16 protein-coding genes are annotated in these 17,132 nt (G+C 64.7%); 4 read left to right on the forward strand and 12 right to left on the reverse strand.

Features of this window, described 5'->3' with window-relative positions; genetic code table 11:
• Nucleotides 1–30 precede the first annotated feature (30 nt).
• Genes JY500_RS16885 through JY500_RS16900 form a run of 4 tightly spaced genes read right to left on the reverse strand, consistent with a single transcriptional unit; the run spans nt 31 to nt 2,177 of the window.
• Nucleotides 31–417 (reverse strand): RidA family protein, encoded by a 387-nt coding sequence (locus JY500_RS16885; protein WP_206253900.1) that lies wholly within the window; start codon nt 415–417, stop codon nt 31–33.
• Between the two features lie 28 nt (nt 418–445).
• Nucleotides 446–880, reverse strand: a complete 435-nt coding sequence (fliW, locus tag JY500_RS16890; protein WP_172196802.1) for a flagellar assembly protein FliW — start codon at nt 878–880, stop codon at nt 446–448.
• A gap of 48 nt (nt 881–928) precedes the next feature.
• Nucleotides 929–1,657: an SPOR domain-containing protein gene (locus tag JY500_RS16895; RefSeq protein ID WP_206253901.1), complete on the reverse strand. Its 729-nt coding sequence runs from the start codon at nt 1,655–1,657 to the stop codon at nt 929–931.
• A gap of 4 nt (nt 1,658–1,661) precedes the next feature.
• The gene (locus JY500_RS16900; protein ID WP_206253902.1) at nt 1,662–2,177 is read right to left on the reverse strand and encodes a DUF2802 domain-containing protein; all 516 of its coding nucleotides are present in this window, start codon (nt 2,175–2,177) and stop codon (nt 1,662–1,664) included.
• Between the two features lie 115 nt (nt 2,178–2,292).
• Between JY500_RS16900 and JY500_RS16905 the strand changes: the two genes are divergently transcribed.
• From JY500_RS16905 to JY500_RS16915, 3 genes are read left to right on the forward strand one after another with little or no spacing between them, the layout of a single operon-like run.
• Nucleotides 2,293–3,063 (forward strand): YdcF family protein, encoded by a 771-nt coding sequence (locus JY500_RS16905; RefSeq protein WP_206253903.1) that lies wholly within the window; start codon nt 2,293–2,295, stop codon nt 3,061–3,063.
• A 53-nt stretch (nt 3,064–3,116) separates the two neighbouring features.
• Entirely contained in the window at nt 3,117–3,569 is a 453-nt protein-coding gene (locus JY500_RS16910; protein ID WP_206253904.1) for a MerR family transcriptional regulator, read from the forward strand.
• Nucleotides 3,520–3,918 carry a carboxymuconolactone decarboxylase family protein gene (locus tag JY500_RS16915; protein ID WP_172196792.1) on the forward strand — a complete coding sequence of 133 codons (399 nt, stop codon included), beginning with the start codon at nt 3,520–3,522 and terminating at the stop codon, nt 3,916–3,918. The genes JY500_RS16910 and JY500_RS16915 overlap by 50 nt, the downstream gene beginning before the upstream one ends.
• On the opposite strand, the gene JY500_RS16920 is transcribed toward JY500_RS16915, so the two are convergent.
• From JY500_RS16920 to JY500_RS16930, 3 genes are all read right to left on the reverse strand, one after another.
• A complete protein-coding gene (locus JY500_RS16920; protein ID WP_206253905.1) occupies nt 3,919–5,544 on the reverse strand; it encodes a GMC family oxidoreductase in 1,626 nt (541 codons plus the stop codon).
• Nucleotides 5,541–6,086, reverse strand: a complete 546-nt coding sequence (locus JY500_RS16925) for a hypothetical protein (protein WP_172196788.1) — start codon at nt 6,084–6,086, stop codon at nt 5,541–5,543. The genes JY500_RS16920 and JY500_RS16925 overlap by 4 nt, the downstream gene beginning before the upstream one ends.
• 113 nt (nt 6,087–6,199) lie before the next feature.
• Nucleotides 6,200–7,645, reverse strand: a complete 1,446-nt coding sequence (locus JY500_RS16930) for a coniferyl aldehyde dehydrogenase (RefSeq protein ID WP_425493185.1) — start codon at nt 7,643–7,645, stop codon at nt 6,200–6,202.
• 276 nt (nt 7,646–7,921) lie between these two features.
• Here JY500_RS16930 and JY500_RS16935 point away from each other — a divergent pair, with 276 nt between their 5' ends.
• The gene (locus JY500_RS16935; protein ID WP_206253907.1) at nt 7,922–9,280 is read left to right on the forward strand and encodes a phage tail protein; all 1,359 of its coding nucleotides are present in this window, start codon (nt 7,922–7,924) and stop codon (nt 9,278–9,280) included.
• Between the two features lie 94 nt (nt 9,281–9,374).
• Here JY500_RS16935 and JY500_RS16940 read toward each other — a convergent pair whose 3' ends face one another.
• The 5 genes from JY500_RS16940 to JY500_RS16960 all read right to left on the reverse strand — a co-directional run bounded on the left by JY500_RS16940 (nt 9,375) and on the right by JY500_RS16960 (nt 17,103).
• Nucleotides 9,375–10,577 (reverse strand): acetyl-CoA C-acyltransferase, encoded by a 1,203-nt coding sequence (locus tag JY500_RS16940; protein ID WP_206253908.1) that lies wholly within the window; start codon nt 10,575–10,577, stop codon nt 9,375–9,377.
• Nucleotides 10,578–10,597: 20 nt separating this feature from the next.
• A complete protein-coding gene (locus tag JY500_RS16945) occupies nt 10,598–12,982 on the reverse strand; it encodes a 3-hydroxyacyl-CoA dehydrogenase/enoyl-CoA hydratase family protein (protein ID WP_206253909.1) in 2,385 nt (794 codons plus the stop codon).
• A 312-nt stretch (nt 12,983–13,294) separates the two neighbouring features.
• Nucleotides 13,295–14,710: an OmpP1/FadL family transporter gene (locus tag JY500_RS16950; protein WP_172196778.1), complete on the reverse strand. Its 1,416-nt coding sequence runs from the start codon at nt 14,708–14,710 to the stop codon at nt 13,295–13,297.
• 57 nt (nt 14,711–14,767) lie between these two features.
• Nucleotides 14,768–15,169: an acyl-CoA thioesterase gene (locus JY500_RS16955; RefSeq protein WP_172196776.1), complete on the reverse strand. Its 402-nt coding sequence runs from the start codon at nt 15,167–15,169 to the stop codon at nt 14,768–14,770.
• 8 nt (nt 15,170–15,177) lie between these two features.
• A complete protein-coding gene (locus JY500_RS16960) occupies nt 15,178–17,103 on the reverse strand; it encodes a 3-hydroxyacyl-CoA dehydrogenase NAD-binding domain-containing protein (RefSeq protein ID WP_206253910.1) in 1,926 nt (641 codons plus the stop codon).
• Nucleotides 17,104–17,132 lie beyond the last annotated feature (29 nt).

Consider the following 17,132-nt stretch of genomic DNA (forward strand, 5'->3'; position numbering starts at 1 on the left):
CAACGCGGGCCCGGTTCGTTGCGTCCAGCCTCAAGCGCCGAGCACGAGAATCGCGTCGGCTTCAACCAGCGATCCGCGCGGCAATTCCTTCACCCCCACCGCGGCGCGGGCGGGATAGGGCTCGGTGAAGTAGCGCGACATCACGGCATTGACGGTCGCGAAGTTCGACAGGTCCGTCAGGTAGATCGTCAGCTTGACTGCATCGGCGAGCGAACCGCCTGCCGCCTCGGCAACCGCCTTGAGGTTTTCGAACATCTGCACCGTCTGCGCCTCGAAGCCGCCTTCCACCAGCGTCATCGTCACCGGATCGAGCGGGATCTGGCCGGAGAGATAAACCGTGTTGCCGGCCTTCACCGCCTGCGAGTAGGTGCCGATCGCCGCAGGCGCCTTGGTGGTCGAGATGATTTCCTTGCTCACAGCAAACTCCTGGATTGGGTTGAGCGACTCAGTCCGCCGAACGCAGCGTGATGTCGCAACCAATGTTGGCGATCGTCTTCTGCAGCCCCATCTGCGAACCGAGGTTGATCACCAGCGGCGCAGTCAGGATCGCACGCAGCGGGCTTGCAGCGTTGTCCGGATCGTCGCGGCGCAGGATCACCATTACCGCTGCGTCTTCGGCGCGCTGCAGGCCAATCGCGGCCAGCTCGGCATCGCTGAGGCTGAATTCATAATGCAGCCCGAATTGATCCGGCGATGCGATCGAAAAGGCCACATCCGGCTGCTCCACCGACTGCAGGTAGAACACGCGGGGCTGGGCCGCATCGGGGTGCAGCAGCGCAAACCGGCGGCATTCCTCGAAGCCCGGGAGGCCCGCCGGGAAAGTGATCAATTTGTCGTCGGCCACTTCAATGCGGCCGAACTTCGGGCTGTCGATCTGCATGCTTCCCCTCTCCTTGTCCGGCCAATTCCGGCCGTCTTGTGTCATTCGTTATGGCTGCTTCACCGTTACCAGTTGCCCGCGCGTGAGCCCAAGCGCCTTGAGTTTGCTCTGCGCCTGCTCGGCGTCCTGGCGGGTACGGAACGGGCCCACGACGACGCGCGTTTCCAGCTGCGCGGGAATGCCCGCCAGTTCGAGCCGGGCACGCAGGTCTTCGGCGTTCTTCGGAGTGGAGAATACGCCAGCCTGCAGTGCAAATGCGCGGCCGGGCGGTGGTTTCACGCCGGCGGGGGCAGGTTCGGTCTGCACGACCAGGCGCGGCGTCGGCGCCGGGGTGGTCGCTTCTGCCTGCAGGTGCACACGGCCACCCGAGCTTTCCGCCGCAGCGCTTGCCGGCTTGCGCGAGGGGTGTGGCAGCACCGGCTCCGGCGCGGGCTCGGGGGCTGCAACGCCACGGGTTTCTTCTGCAACATCGGCCGACGCGGGTTCGCTCTGCGTGGGCGTTTCAACCACCGCTGCCGGCACTGGCGCCGAGGCTTCGACCATGACCGCTGATTGCGCAACCGGCGCAGCGTCACCACTGGCCGCGCGGATCTGCGCCGGCGTCGGCACCACGGCCGCCTTCGGCTCAACGGTAGGCGCAGGCTCCTGAGCGGTCCGTTCCCAAACCAGGAGGCCAACCAGCAGCGCCCCGACCACGGCAGCAGCAACCCCGCCGCGCATCAGCAACTGGCGTCGCTCGTCGTTCTCCGGTGGGGCGGCGGGGCGGGCTGGGGCCATGCGTCTACTCCTGTGTTCGAGCGCCGCGCGCCAGCGCGGCAACAAGTTCGGCTTCCGAAATCGAAATACCGCAGCGTTCGGCGATCGCATCGGTTTCGAGGCCGCGCTGTGCCAGCACAACCGCCTCGCCATACTGCGGCGACACGCTGCGCGCATTACGCAGGGCCGCAATCTCGGCGCTCAGCGTCTCGCGCAGGCTCGCGACTTCTTCGCGCAGCTCGGTGTTAGAGGCTTCAAGAGCTTCAATCTGGAAACGCAGGCGCGCGAGCTCGACCAGTGCGTCGAAGGCCTCACGTTCGGTGCGTGAATGCGCCGGATCAGCCTGGGTCAGCGATTCCGGTGCGATTGGCGTCGTCGGTGGCGTCGGCGCAATATCCTCGACGGTATCGAGGATCGTTTCGTATTCCGGCTCGATCGGCGCTGCCGGTCGTTGCGGGCGCGATACGCGGAACAGGCGCATGACGACATAGGCGAGATAGAGGCACAACAGCACCACTACGCCCAGAATGACTTCACGCACACCCAAGATCGCTCTCCAATGAACCGCTGCACGGCAACGGGGTGAATCCTACGCCGTGGCGGCGATCACCGCCTGCGATAATACTGGCCCCGCCCCGCTCGCCACAACGACGACCATGGAACAACTCTCCATCCTGTTCATCGCCAAGAAGCTGATCGGCATTTTCCTGCTGCCGCCGATGCTTCCGCTGGTGATCATCGCGGGCGGCCTGCTGTGCCAGATCTGGCGGCCGCGCGCCGGCCGCTGGATCGCGTGGGCAGGGCTCGGCGTCGGCCTGCTCGTGTGCTGGCCCGACAGCGTCGCGTGGTTGCTGCGCGGCCTTGAGCGCGACCCGCCCATCGCGGCAGCGCAGCTCAAGCAGGCGCAGGCGATCGTGATCCTCGCGGGCGGCCGGCGCAGCAACGCACCCGAGTTGGGTGGCGAAACCGTCAATCGCATCACGCTGGAACGGGTGCGCTACGGCGCGCGCCTGGCACGCCAGACCGGCCTTCCGGTGTTGGTCAGCGGGGGATCTCCAACCAGCGGCACCTCTGAGGCGGAGCTGATGCGCCGCACCCTGAAAGAGGATTTCGGCATCGCGGCGCGTTGGGTCGAAGGTGCATCGCTCGACACGCACGAGAATGCCGTCTTCAGCGCAAAACTACTGCAGCCGAAGGGCTACACCCGAGTCGCGTTGGTCACGCACGCGGCGCACATGCCACGTTCGGTCGGCGAATTCGAGCGTGCCGGCTTCACCGTGTATCCAGCCCCCACTGCATACCTCGGCTCGCACGGCGGCGAGGCGCAAGCCTTGCCCGCGCTGCCGAGTGCAAGCAGCGCCTATGGCGGCTTTTACGCCTTGCACGAATGGGTCGGGCTCATCGCATTGCGCCTGCGTGGCCAATAGCGCTTGACTTAGAGCGCGCTCGAAGTTCGATGCTCGTGGCCATGGAGAAACCGATGGACGGCTTCCTGTCGATCGCGCAGATGGCGCAGCACTTCGGTGTCAGCGCACACACGCTGCGTTACTACGAGCGCGCCGGTCTGCTGGCACCGGTGCACCGCGATGCCGGCGGGCGCCGGCAATATGCGCAGCGCGACGTTGCCTGGCTGGCCTTCCTGATGCGCCTTCGCGCGATGGGCGTGCCGATCCGCGATATGCGCCGCTATGCACAGCTGCGCGCCGCCGGGAATGCCACGCTCGTCGAACGCCTGGACTTGCTCAGTGAGCACCGCGACGCAGTGGCCGCACGCCTTGCAAGCCTGCAAGACAATCTCGCTGCGCTCGACAACAAGCTCGCGTGGTACCGCGACGCCATTGCCCAATCGGTCTCTCCGCCATCCACTTCACCCGGAGCAGACGATGAACAGCGAACGTTACACGCAAGGCTGGAAGACCCTTCAACAGATTGACGGCGAGGCCGGCGAGCGCGTGGTCGACAGCCTGCGCGACATCGCACCCGACTTCGCACGCTACCTGATCGAATTTCCCTTCGGCGACATCTACCGGCGCGAACAACTCGGGCTGCGCGAGCGCGAGATCGCGACCATCGCCGCGCTTACCGCGCTGGGCAACGCCACCCCGCAGCTGAAGGTGCACCTGCACGCCTCACTCAACGTTGGCCTGACTGCAGACGAGATCGTCGAAGTGCTGATGCAGATGGCGGTGTATGCCGGCTTCCCGGCCGCGCTCAACGGGCTCTTCGCAGCACGCGAGGTGTTTGCCGAACGCGGCATCCAGCCAACGTGCGCGGCCGCCTGATTAGGCCTTGCCGAGACGCTGCGCGAGCTGCTCGCTCAGCATTGCGGTGATGCCGTAGATCGTCAGCTGCGGATTCGCGCCAAGCGAGGTCGGCAGAATGGAACCGTCGTGCACCGACAGATTCTCAAGCTGGTGATGCACGCCGTCTGGCCGCACCACGCCGCCCTTCTCGTCCGGCGCCATCGCCGCACCGCCCATCACATGCGCACTGACAACCTTGGTGCGCCGAGTGGCGAGCTTCAGCGCATCGATCTGCGCGTGAGCGTCGGATGCGCGCGTTGTCGCAGTCGCATCGAGGTGAATCGGCAGTACGGTTTTCGCACCAACGGCGTACTGCAAGTCAGCCATTGCATGGAAGGCCTTGCGCGCGCCCGCCCAGATGTAGTCGGTGAGCGGGTAGTCGAGCTGCGGGTCGCCATGGCCATCAAGCACCACACGGCCACCCTGGCTCTGCTCGTGGAAGCCGTCGCGCAGCAGCGCGATCGCCACATACCAGTGATTCATCTGGCGCATGTAGTGGCGGTGCGCGGCACCAAAGTCCGACATCACGACCGACGCGATCAGCGGGTGGATCGGCGGCACTTCGAGCTTGAAGCCCATGCTGCCATCCTTCGGCCACAGGTACTCATCGATGTAGATCGACTGCGGCGCGCCGGTGAAGGCATCGACCGGCTCGGGCATCAGCGCGGCCGACAGCACCACCGGATGCAGGAACGTGCGCGCGCCCGTGTGGCGATGCGGATCCGGCGCGTTGGAACGCAGCAGCAGCGCTGGCGTACCGATTGCGCCACCGGCCAGCACGAAATGTTTGGCCTGCAGCCGCACGGTGTACTCGCGCCGGACCTGCCCTTGCGTGCTGATTGGATGTGCCAGCAGCGCCGTGACACGGCCATTGGCGTGCTCCAGTCGCTCAGCCCGCATATGCGAAAGCAAGCGCGCACCGTGCTCCATCGCCGCAGGGATCGTCGTGACCAGCATCGACTGCTTGGCGTTGGTCGGGCAACCCATGCCGCAATAGCCCAGGTTCCAGCAGCCCTTGACGTTGCGGTGGATCGTCACCGGTTCGATCGCGAGCTTGTAGGCGCCGTCCCGCAGCAAGGCGTTGTGGCGGTTCGGTTGCGTCGGCCAGCTGGCGATCGACAAACGTTCCTCGCGGCGCTCAAACCACGGCGCCAGGGCCTCCGGCGTGAACGCCGCGAGTCCATGCTGCTCGCGCCAATGCTTGAGGGTGTTGTCCGGCGTACGGATGCTGGTCGTCCAGTTGACGACGGTCGAACCCCCGACCGTGCGCCCCTGCAGGATGCCGACACCGTGATCCATCGTTTTGCGGCCGGCCGACTCCTGATACAGCGCCGGATATGACAAGCGCTCTTCGAGCTGGAAGTCACGCGAGGTCTTGAGTCCGCCCTCTTCCAGCAGGATCACCGACAGCCCGGCTTGCGCGAGCCGTTCTGCCGTGGTGCCGCCACCCGCGCCGGTGCCGACGATGACGACATCGGCCTCCAGCGTGAGGTCCTTGTCGAGCGCTGCGCCGTCGATATGCCGGTCGCGCCACTTGCCAGCAAAAGCATCGCCGATCGGATCGGGCAACTGGTTGTGCTGCGCGTTGTGCTGGGGCGTGCTCATGGATTCAGCTTCAGTGAGGGCGGGCCGCTGTAGCCGCAGTCCGCGAAGTGTTCGGGGTTGCCGTACCAGACGCCGAACGTGAGGTCGTGCAGCCCGCCGTAGGCCTGCTGCATCAGTGCGAGCGAATGATCACGCCAGCGCGTGATGATGCCGGCGGCACGTTGCGGATCGACCTGCGCCCAGCCCGCCATTGAGCCGGCCGCAAGCACGCGGCCCGCCTGGCGACCAAGCAAGCCGAACAGCTTGCGCATGTCGTCGCGCACCCGCGGCGGCATGCCCATCAGGGCGGTATCGATACCCCGCAGCAGCGTCAGTGTTTCGGCCGTCGCCTTCCCGGCATCCACTGGCCAAGCACCGGCCAGCATCGCAGGCGCCAGCGCCGCGAGGATCGCGCGGTCTTGCGCAGTCAGAAAACCGTAGCGGTAAGCATCGTCTTCCAGCGCGGCACTATCGGGCCACGCGCCCGCAACACCCAGCGCGGTGGCGATGCCGGCGCTGAGCCCTAGAAACAGGAAACGACGTCGTGATGCGTTGATGCTCATGGTGCGAAGGCCTAGTCCCATCCTTGCGTTTCTACCGGTCCAAGCACGATCACTCTTGTGATTGGACGCCAGCGGCCCCGACGGAATTCCACAAGCGCGGTGCCGCAACTGACTCAGCGCAACATCAGCTTGATCAGTTTTTCCGCCAGCGGTTTGCCGAAGGGGGGGTGCAGGATCGCCGAACCGTTGAGCGCAGCCTGCCGGAACACCGCGCGCTGCTGCGAGAAGGTCTTGAAGCCCTCCGGCCCGTGATAGCGCCCCATGCCGGACGGGCCGACACCGCCGAAGGGGATGTCGTCCTGTGCGATATGGAGGATGCAGTCGTTCACCGTGACGCCACCGGAGGCCGTGCGATCGAGCAAGGACTCGACGCGACCGCGCTGGTCGTCGAACACATACAGCGCCAGCGGGCGATCACGCTCGTTGACGTAGGCGATCGCGTCATCCAGCGAGTCATAAGGGATCACCGGCAGGATCGGCCCGAAGATCTCTTCCTGCATCACCCGCATGTCGGGCGTGCCGTCGAGCAACACCACCGGCGCCATCTTGCGGCCGCTGATCGCACCGTCGGGCAGCAGCGCTTCGATCCGCGCCCCCATGCTGCGCGCCTCGTCGAGCAGCGCCAGCAAGCGGGTGTAATGACGCTCATGCGCAACGCTCGCGTAGTCTGGCGACGCGGCATCGCCGTAGAGCTTTTGCGCGAACGCCCGCATGGCTGCGACAAATGCTTCTTCCTGCCCGCGTGGCAGCAGCACATAGTCCGGTGCGATGCAGGTCTGGCCGCCGTTCATGATCTTGCCAAAGCCGATGCGTTGGGCTGCGGTCTTGATGTCAAACCCCGGCGCCACAATGGCCGGCGACTTGCCACCAAGCTCCAGCGTGACCGGCGTGAGGTTCTTCGCTGCGGCAGCCATCACGATGCGGCCGACCGGTGTTGAGCCGGTAAACAGCAAGTGATCAAACGGCAAGGACGAAAACTCGGCCGCGACATCGGCGCCGCCCAGCACCACGCTGACCAGATTCGGCGGAAAGGCCTCGCCGATCAGGCGTGCGAACAGCGCACCGAAGTTCGGCCCGAATTCGCTCATCTTGATCAGCACGCGATTGCCCGCCGCCAAAGCGCCAACGAGCGGGCCAATCGCAAGGTAGAGCGGATAGTTCCACGGCACGATCACGCCCACCACGCCGAGCGGCTGATAGCGCACCTCGGAACGGCCCGGCAGGAACCACAGCCCGGTGTGCCGCCGCGAGGGCTTCATCCAGCCCGCCAGCTTGGCCCGCGCGTAGCGGATCGCTTCGAGGCTCGGGAAGATCTCGATCAGGCGGGTCTCGGTGTGGGAGCGGTGGCCGAAATCAGCGCAGATCGCCTCGCAGATGGCCTGCTGATTGTTCTTCAGAAGCAGCGCGAGGCGGTCCAGATTCGCGCGGCGCGCTGCGGCATCCGGCATCGGCTCGCGCGCAAACGCGCTGCGTTGCGCTGCAAACGCAGCAGCCAAGCCGGTTTGCGGCAGATCGGTGAGATTCATGCTTGTCTCCTCGGCGGCTCTGTAGTGGATCAAGTCCGGCCGCTCGTATCAGTACGGTACGGTATGGGGCGACAAAACGGAAGCGCCAAAGGAACGCTTAGGGATCACAGCCTAATCCGCGCGGGAAGATTTGCTCACCGTTCGTCGTTTGTGCGCCTCGGGGCCATCGGCTAGACTCGATGCGTTTTCTTGCCACGGCGGCCAACCGCTGCGAGGGATGTGCGCCGAGTGCGCCCCCCTTCGCACCACCAAGACTTGCGCGAGCCCCGCTCGACGCGCCGCCCCGAATCTGCTGGAGGAATCCTTCTCGTGTTCACCACCCGCTCGCGCGCCGTCGCGCTCGCCACGCTGACTTCGCTCGCCCTCCTCGCCGGTTGCGGCGGCAGCAGCAACGACAACAAACCGGATGCGCCGACCAACCTCAAGGTCATCCCCGGCGATGGTCAGGTCACGATCACTTGGGACGATCAGAGCACCACGTCCGATCTGCGTTACTGGTTGTTCAAAGCACAGGCAGAGAACGCCACGCGCGACGACTACCGCAAGTACCCCGAAGCGGCGATCATCGCGCCGGTCACCTCGCCATACATTCTGAGCGGCCTGACTAACGACAAACCCTACTCGTTCTTCATGAACGCAACGCATGGCAACGGCCCTGCCGGCGGCGAGACGCCGACCGTCGGGAACGTCATTCCGCGCCAATCAGGTTCGGTCTGGACGACCAATGTTGCCGCGGGTGCCGGCGATTTGAACCACGTTTCCTTGGCCTACGGTCGCTTCCTTGCTGTTGGCGACAGCGGCGCCGTGCAAGTGGGCTCCGTGGCATGGGATACCGGCTCGCCAGTGCTCAAGTGGACAAAGGCCAGCACTGTACTTCCGTCGGTTTCGCTTTACGCTGCCGCTTACAACAGTACGACACCACGGACAGTACTCGTTGGCGACCTCGACGGTGACGGGAAGGCCGTCATCTGGACGAGCGATGGCTCGTCCACGAACTACCTCGATCAGTGGGTGACTCGCACCTCAAACACGACATCTGCCCTTCACGGTGTCGCCCTCGGCAGTGTCGGTTTCGTCGCCGTGGGCGACAGCGGCGCGATTTCGATCAGCGCAGATGGTGTAACGTGGACGGCGTATCGGTTGACAGTCGACACCGCCGCCAACACCGCCAACAACGCCACCGACCGATACACCGCGTCGTCGTCGGCAGCGGCGGACGCAACCATCAACCTCAAGTCCATCAGCGTGCTCAACGGCACGTATTACGCGGTTGGCGACAATGGATGGATCATCACCAGCTCCGACGGTATCAGCTGGCGCAAACACGCCATCAGCTCCAGCACCCCAGCGAACCTGACATCCGTCACGTACGGCTACTACAACGAGGCGATCTATCTCGCTGTTGGCAGCGGTGGCAAGGTCTATCGAAATACCGATCCGAGCACGAAACCGTGGGAGGAGATTCCCGTTCCTGGCATGGGCGACATGAAGGCCGTGGCGCGCGGTTCGCGTTTCATGGCGGTCGGCACAGGTGGTCAGGCTTGGGTGAGTAGCGATGCCAGAGCATGGGTCGCCACCAGCACCGGAGCGAATGAGAACAGTGTGATGTGGTACAGCGGCGGCTACATCGCTGTGGGTGAAGGCGGCAACGTGGTGACGTCATACTGATCCGTAGCGCTTGAAAGAAAACGGCCCGCCAAAGCGGGCCGTTTCTTATTGAGCAGGCCGACAACGATCCGCCGGCTTGCGCCCCCCGTAGCGACTATACGGCTTCGAACAGCCCCGCCGCACCCATGCCTGTGCCGATACACATCGTCACCATACCGAGCTTGGCGTCGCCGCGCTTCATCGCCGACATCAGCGTCGCGACGCGGATCGCGCCGGTGGCGCCGAGCGGGTGGCCCAGCGCGATGGCGCCGCCAAGCGGATTCACCTTGGTCGGGTCGATGCCCAGATCGCGGATCACCGCCAAGGCCTGCGCGGCGAAGGCTTCGTTGAGCTCCCACCAGTCGACGTCGCCCTGCGCCACACCGGCGCGCTTGAGCACCTTCGGGATCGCGGCGATCGGGCCGATGCCCATGATCTCCGGCGGTACGCCGGCGACCGAGAAGCCACGGAAGCGCGCGATCGGCTTGGCACCGGTGCGCTTCACGGCGGCTTCGGACATCAACAGAACCGCGCCGGCGCCATCCGACATCTGCGAGCTGTTGCCCGCGGTGACCGAGCCACGCGCGGCAAACACGGTCTTGAGCTTGGCGAGGCCCTCGATCGAGGAATCCGGGCGTGGACCTTCGTCGTTCTCGAACAGGCGCTCGACGACCTTTATCGCACCGCTCTTGAAGTCCGGCAGTTGTTCGCGCACGAGGTAAGGCGTGATCTCGTCCTTGAACTTGCCGGCCGCGATCGCGGCACAGGCCTTCTGGTGCGAGGCCATCGCGAAGGCATCCTGATCTTCACGCGACACGCCGTACTTCTGCGCAACCTTCTCGGCGGTAAGGCCCATGCCGAAGGCGATGGCGCGGTTCTCATCGGTGCTGGCGAAAGCCACCGGGTTGATCGACACCTTGTTGCCCATCATGGTCGGCATGATGGTCATCGACTCGGTGCCGGCACCGATGGCGATGTCGCATTCGCCGATCATGATCTTCATCGCCGCATCCGCCACGGCATTGACGCCGGACGAGCAGAAGCGGTTGATGGTGATGGCGGGCACGGTGTTCGGGAAGCCTGCGAGCAGCGTGCCGATACGGGCCACGTTCATACCCTGCTCGGCCTCCGGCATCGCGCAGCCGACCACCACGTCGCCGATCTCGTTGAGATCGAAGGCAGGGACCTGCTTCACGACGGCGGACAGTACATGGGCCAGCATGTCGTCGGGGCGCACGTTCTTGAAAGCGCCGCGGCGCTTGGCCACCGGCGTGCGCGTGGCGGCCACGATGTAAACGTCCTGAATCTGACGGGTCATTTCAAATCTCCTTCGCGCGCTCAGTTGCGCAGCGGCTTGCCGGTTTCGAGCATGTGCGCGATGCGCTGCTGGGTCTTCTCGGTCTTGAGCAGGTCGACGAACTGGGCGCGCTCGATGTCGAGCAGCCACTTTTCGGAAACCAGCGAGCCGGACTCGATCTCGCCGCCGCACAGGGCGACGGCGGCCGAGCGGGCGACCTTGTAGTCGTGGGCGCTGATCATGCCGCCCTCAACCATGTTGACCAGCATCATCTCGAGCGTGGCGATGCCGTTGCGGCCAGCGACCGGGATGCCGGCCGGCGACAGCGCCGGGCGCCATGCCGATTCGTGCATCGCCAGCGCGTTCTTGCGCGCCACATGCAGGATCTCGTTCACGTTGAAGACGACGACATCGTCCTGCTTCAGCAGGCCCAGCTCCTTCGCGTTCTTCGCGCTCTTGCTGACGTTGGCCATCGCGATGGTGGTGAACACCGACTGCAGGAAGTTCATCGCATCGTTGGTCGCGGTACGCGAAGCGGCCTGCGCGGCACGGATCGCGAATTCCTTGCAGCCGCCACCAGCCGGGATCAGGCCGACGCCGGCTTCGACGAGGCCGATGTAGCTCTCCAGCGCCACCACGGCGCGCGGCGAGTGCATCACGAACTCGCAGCCACCACCAAGTGCCATGCCGGCCACCGCGGTAATGACAGGCACCTTGGCGTACTTGATCGCCATCGAGGTGGCCTGGAAGTTGGCCACCACCTTTTCGAGCGTGGCGAAGTCGCCCGCTTCGAGCACCGGCTTGATCTGCTGCAGGTTCGCGCCGACCGAGAACGGGGGCTTCGGCTGCCAGATCACAAGGCCGTCGTAGTCGCGCTCAGCGCGCTTGATCGCTTCCTGCACGCCGTCGAGCACGTCAGCGCCAACCGCGCACATCTTGGACTTGAACGAGAGGATGGGGACGCGCTTGCCGTCCTCGTCACCCGTGGTCCACATGCGCACGCCTTCGGATTCCCAGATCGTCGTGCCGCGCTCTTCGGCTTCACCGAAGACGCGCTCGGGGAAGAGCTGGCGGCTATACACCGGCAGCGCCGAGCGGCCCTGGATGGCCTGGGCGGACGAGGAGTAGGAACCGGCGGCTTCATGGACACCTTCACGCTCGAACACCCAGGCCGGCAGCGGCGCGCTGGCCATGGCCTTGCCTTCGGCGATGTCGGCAGCGATGGCGTCGGCGATCGCCTTCCAGCCCGCGGCCTGCCAGGTCTCGAACGGGCCTTGCTGCCAGCCGAAGCCCCAGCGCATCGCGAAGTCGATGTCGCGCGCGTTGTTGGCGATGGATTCCAGATGCACCGCGACGTAGTGGAAGATGTCGCGGAAGATCGCCCACAGGAACTGCGCCTGCGGGTGGTTTGATGCGCGCAGCTGCGCGAACTTCTCGGCCGGGTTCCGGTTCTTCAGGATCGCGACCACTTCGTCGGCCGGCTTGCCGGTCGAGTCACGATAATCCTGCGCGGCCAGATCCAGAACCTGGATCTGCTTGCCCTGCTTGCGGAAGATGCCCGCCTTGGTCTTCTGACCCAGCGCGCCCTTGGCGATCAGCGCCTGCAGCCACTGCGGCGCGGCGTAGTACTGCGCCCAGGGGTCGTTCGGCAGGTTGTCGGTCATCGTCTTGATGACGTGCGCCATGGTGTCCAGACCCACGACATCGGCCGTGCGGTAGGTGGCGGACTTCGGGCGGCCGATCAGCGGGCCGGTCAGCGCATCGACCTCGTCAAAACCGAGCCCCATGCGCTGGGTGTGGTGCATGACGGCGAGGATCGAGAACACGCCCACGCGGTTGGCGACGAAGTTCGGCGTATCGATCGCGCGAACGACGCTCTTGCCCAGGGTGGTCGTGAGGAACGCTTCGAGGTTGTCGAGCAGAGGGGCATCGGTGCCCTTGCAGGGGATCAACTCCACCAGCGACATGTAGCGCGGCGGGTTGAAGAAGTGCACGCCGCAGAAGCGCGGGCGCAGCGAATCCGGGCAGCCCTCGGCGAGCTTGTTGATCGACAGGCCCGAGGTGTTGGTGGCGAAGATCGCGTCGGGGCGGATGTGCGGTGCGACCTTGGCGTACAGGTCCAGCTTCCACTCCATGCGCTCGGCGATGGCTTCAATGATGAGGTCGCACTCGGCGAGCTTGGCGATGTGCTGCTCGTAGTTCGCAGCCTCGATGTACTGCACGCGGTCGGCCGTGGCGAGCGGGCTGGGTTCGAGCTTCTTGAGCCCGTCGAGCGCACGCTTGACGATGCCGTTGGGGTCGCCTTCCTTGGCCGGAAGATCGAACAGGACGACGGGTACTTCGGCGTTTGCACAGTGCGCCGCGATCTGCGCCCCCATGACCCCCGCGCCGAGCACCGCAACCTTGCGGATGATGAAGTTACTCACGCTAAGACTCCTTGCAGTTGGACAGCATGCCGACCTCCCCGACCGACCCTGTCATGACAGCCATTCCACCATACGGATGCGTATGGCGCAAGCGCATTTTCGTGACAAGGATTGACGTGGCAGCAGCACTAACCGCCCGTTGATTGGCCCCGGTACGAAGACGTTCAGCATGGCACCGGACAGCCCGAAGATCCTGTTTCCCCATGCGACGTGGCCCCCACCTCATCGCATTCCCGGCACCGCGGGTGCCGGAAGGTCTTGCGGGGCTGCGACCGCAGCCCCGCATTACAACTTACATCACATGCTGCGCGCTCAGAACGCCCAGTTGACCTGCATGCCGAGGATATCGACGCCGCCGTCGTAGTCACCCTTCAAGGTGCCACGCGAAATCGGGTTGCTGGTATTGATGCCGCCCGGGTTGTAGTCGGCGTGATAGCCACTGTCATTGATCGTCGTCGCCTTGATGAAGATGTGGGTGTAGCCCGCATCCAGCGAGATGGTCGGCGTCAGGCGATAGTTCAAGCCCAGCGACAGCCAGGTGCGATCGTTATCCGGCAGACGCGGCGTGCGATAGTCGTCTTCCACCGGCGACTGGTCGTAGGCGAGACCGGCACGCAGCTTCAGCGCGCTGTTCATCTGGTACGCGCCACCGATAGCCACGCGCCAGGTGTCTTTCCAGTTCTCGTAGGTGCTAGACAGCGGCACCGAGGTATTGCTGGTGCGATAGATGTCCAGCGTCTTGAGCGAGGACCAGCCCGTCCAGGAAATATCACCCTGCAAGGACCACTGTTCGTTGATCTGCTGGAAGGCCGACATGATCCAGGTATCCGGCAGCTTCACATCAACCTGAACCGGGCCATTCGGCGTCTGGGCGGCAATCGCCGGATCCAGGCCAGGCACCGCGAAGCTCGGGCGCGAGAACGTCACGTCGCCCGTCAAGCGATGCTTGATCGCCGAGCGGTAGCTCAAGCCGACGCGGGTGCTGTCCGAGGGCTGCAGCGCGATACCCACGTTCCAGCCCCAATCGTCGGACTCGCCCTTGACCTGGCTGGTGCCTTCCTTGTTCGTGAAGGCGCCGCCGGCGGCCAGCGCATTACAGGTTGCCAGGCCCGACGAGGCACAGACACCGCTGTAACCGAGCGCGCCAAAGTTCACCGCCTGGGTCAGCTCGGCTTCGAAGTGCTGGTAGCTCGCGCCAACACCGACGGAGACCATCTTGTTGAAGCGGTACGCGAACGACGGGTTGATGTTGATCGTCTTCAGGTCGGACTTCACCGCGTGGAAGCGGCCCATCCAGTTCGACTCATACTCGGTGACCAGACCAAACGGCGCGCCGATGCTCAGACCAAGCGACATCTTGTCGTTCAGCGCAGCGGTGATGTGCGTCGAGGGTACCGGCTGTACGCTGCCCGCGTCACCGCCGTTGCCACCAACGTTGCTTGCCGAAATGAAGCGCGGCGGCGTGGAACCGTTGTCCTTGAACTTGGCCGTCGGCTTGACCAGATCAACGCCAAACGTGAGCTGGCTGGGCTGGGCCATCATCGTCATGGCAGCAGGGTTGAAGTATGCGGTGCTCGCATCCTCGGCCACTGCGCCAGAACCGGCGAATGCATTGCCGATCCCCGCACCGTTCTGCTCCAGCAGCTGGAACGCGGACGCTTGGGCAGCCCCGGCGCCAGCGGCTCCGACCAACACAGCGATCAGCTGCGCGATCTGTTTTCTTTTCATTGTTTCCTCTCCTCTTTGTTATCAACTCACCAGCTTGCGGCCGATGTACAAAAACACTCAGGGCTCGGGCGGCAGATCTCGCTTGTTGCCCTGACTATCAATTGCAACGTAGGTCAATTGTGCTTCGGTCACCTTGACCACTTCCGGGTGTTTCGGATTCCGTTCCGCAAAGACGTGGACATCCACCGTGATCGACGTGTGGCCCACCTTCACGACATCGGCGTAGAAGCTCAGGAGATCCCCGACGCTGACCGGCTGCTTGAAGATGAAGGAATTCACCGCGACCGTCGCCACTCGCCCGCGCGCACGCTTGACCGCAGGCACCGAGCCGGCCAAGTCGACATGCGACATCAGCCAGCCACCGAAAACGTCGCCGTTCCAGTTGACGTCTTTCGGCATCGGGATGATCCGCAGCGCCGGCTGCAGATCCGAGGTATGCGGTACGAAATCTTCACCCATCAAACGCCTCAAGCTGTTTTGTTCTTCAGATAATTCATCGGCCCCCCGCGGAACGGCGCGAAGCCAGTACCGAAGATTACGCCCGCATCAGCAAGGTCGGCGTCACCCACCACACCTTGGCTCACACAACGTTGTGTCGCATCCAACAGCGGCTTGACAAGCCGGTCGGCCAAGCCGCCCGGTGCACTCGCCTGCGTTTTCTGCGGCTTGCCGTTCACCCAAGTGTAGAAACCCTTGCCGGATTTTTTCCCAAGATTTCCTGCAGCCATCAAGGCGGCGAGTTTTTTCGGCGGCTCCGCGGCCCCCGTGAGGCCTTTGCCGGCGGCCATCGCGATATCCAGCCCGACCGTATCGGCCAGCTCGATCGGCCCCATCGGCATGCCAAACGCCAGTGCGGCAGCATCCACCGCCTCGGGCGCAACACCCTCGTCCACGCAGCGCATCGCCTCCAGCAGATACGGCCCGAGCACCGCATTGACGAGGAAGCCCGGTGCGCTCTTCACCGGCAGCGGCAATTTGTCGATCTTGCGCACGAAGGCGGCCGCCTTCTTCGCCGCTTCGGCATCCGAATTCGCGGCGGTGACGACTTCCACCAAAGGCATCTTCGGCACCGGGTTGAAGAAGTGAATGCCGACCAGACGCGCGGGGTTCTTGAAGGTCGCCGCGATGTCTTCGAGCTTCAGCGACGACGTATTGGTTGCAATCACGGCATCCGGCTTGGCGCGCGCCTCGACATCCGCAAACACCTTCTGCTTCACCTCGAGGTTCTCGAAGATCGCCTCGATGATCACGTCCGCCTGCGCCACACCGGCGCCCTGCGGATCGGCGATCAGGCGATCAAGCGCAAAACGCACCTGTTTCTTGTCGCCGCGATAACGCTTGGCGTAGAACTCCGCGGCGCGCTTGATCGCCGGGGCGATGCGTTCGACCGTCTGGTCCTGCAGCGTCACCGTCATGCCTTTGGCTGCGCACACGGCTGCGATGTCGCCGCCCATCACACCGGCGCCGATCACGTGCACATGCTTGGGCGCGAAGTCGGAATCCTTGCCGAAGGCCTTCAGGCGATCCTGCAGGAAGAAGACCCGAATCAGGTTCTTCGCCGTCGCCGACCCGAACACCGACTCCAGTGACGCCGAGTGGTTCGACGGCACCGCGAGCGCGTTGCCGCCAAACTTCGACCAGATATCAATGATTGCGTACGGCGCCGGGTAGTGTTCCGGGCGCGCACGTCGCGCCACCTGCTTCTTCGCGCCATTGGCGACGACGCCCTTCAGCGGCCCGAGCATCAGCTTCTGCATAAAGGGCAGCGGGCGGCGCGGGCGACCGGACAACACCACCATGCGTGCGGTGTTTTCCATGACGCGCGGCGGCACGCACTCATCCGCCAAACCCATGCGCTTGGCGCGCTTGGCATCGATGTTCTTGCCGGTCAGCATCATGTCCATCGCGGCAGCCGGGCCGACGACTTCGGGCAGGCGGAGCATGCCGCCCCAGCCCGGGACGATGCCGAGCATGACCTCCGGTAACGCCATCTTCGTGCCGGGTTCATCCACCGCCACGCGGTAGCGGCAGGCCAGCGCCAGTTCCAAACCACCGCCCATGCAGTGGCCGCGCACCAGGGCCAGCGTCGGGTACTTCACCGCTGCAAGGCGGTTGAACAGATCCCAGCCACGCTTAACGAGCACCTTGGCGTCATCAACGGTGGCGATCTTCGTGAATTCCTCGATGTTCGCGCCGGCAATGAAACCGGCCGCCTTGCCCGAACGGATCACAAGCCCCTTCGGCGGCTCGCGGTCGAGCAAGTCCAGCACGCCCCCCAGCTCTTCCATCACCTCACGGCCAAGGGTGTTCGCCGAGCCATCGGCCGCATCCAGCGAGGCCCAGGCCAGGCCGTCAGCGTCGCGTTGAAGTGTCCAGTGCTTGAAGCCCTGCATGATGTCCTCTGCTCACTAAACCGGGAGCC

The sequence above is a fragment of the Niveibacterium microcysteis genome, from assembly GCF_017161445.1.
In the GTDB taxonomy this organism is placed as follows: domain Bacteria; phylum Pseudomonadota; class Gammaproteobacteria; order Burkholderiales; family Rhodocyclaceae; genus Niveibacterium; species Niveibacterium microcysteis.

Excerpts from the sequence above, each read along its gene's own strand:
- JY500_RS16895 (WP_206253901.1), bottom strand. The coding sequence starts at position 1,657 with ATGGCCCCAGCCCGCCCCGCCGCCCCACCGGAGAACGACGAGCGACGC.
- JY500_RS16940 (WP_206253908.1), bottom strand. The coding sequence starts at position 10,577 with ATGACCCGTCAGATTCAGGACGTTTACATCGTGGCCGCCACGCGCACG.
- JY500_RS16925 (WP_172196788.1), bottom strand. The coding sequence starts at position 6,086 with ATGAGCATCAACGCATCACGACGTCGTTTCCTGTTTCTAGGGCTCAGC.
- JY500_RS16960 (WP_206253910.1), bottom strand. The coding sequence starts at position 17,103 with ATGCAGGGCTTCAAGCACTGGACACTTCAACGCGACGCTGACGGCCTG.
- JY500_RS16955 (WP_172196776.1), bottom strand. The coding sequence starts at position 15,169 with ATGGGTGAAGATTTCGTACCGCATACCTCGGATCTGCAGCCGGCGCTG.
- JY500_RS16950 (WP_172196778.1), bottom strand. The coding sequence starts at position 14,710 with ATGAAAAGAAAACAGATCGCGCAGCTGATCGCTGTGTTGGTCGGAGCC.
- JY500_RS16915 (WP_172196792.1), top strand. The coding sequence starts at position 3,520 with ATGAACAGCGAACGTTACACGCAAGGCTGGAAGACCCTTCAACAGATT.
- JY500_RS16920 (WP_206253905.1), bottom strand. The coding sequence starts at position 5,544 with ATGAGCACGCCCCAGCACAACGCGCAGCACAACCAGTTGCCCGATCCG.
- fliW (WP_172196802.1), bottom strand. The coding sequence starts at position 880 with ATGCAGATCGACAGCCCGAAGTTCGGCCGCATTGAAGTGGCCGACGAC.
- JY500_RS16910 (WP_206253904.1), top strand. The coding sequence starts at position 3,117 with ATGGACGGCTTCCTGTCGATCGCGCAGATGGCGCAGCACTTCGGTGTC.
- JY500_RS16905 (WP_206253903.1), top strand. The coding sequence starts at position 2,293 with ATGGAACAACTCTCCATCCTGTTCATCGCCAAGAAGCTGATCGGCATT.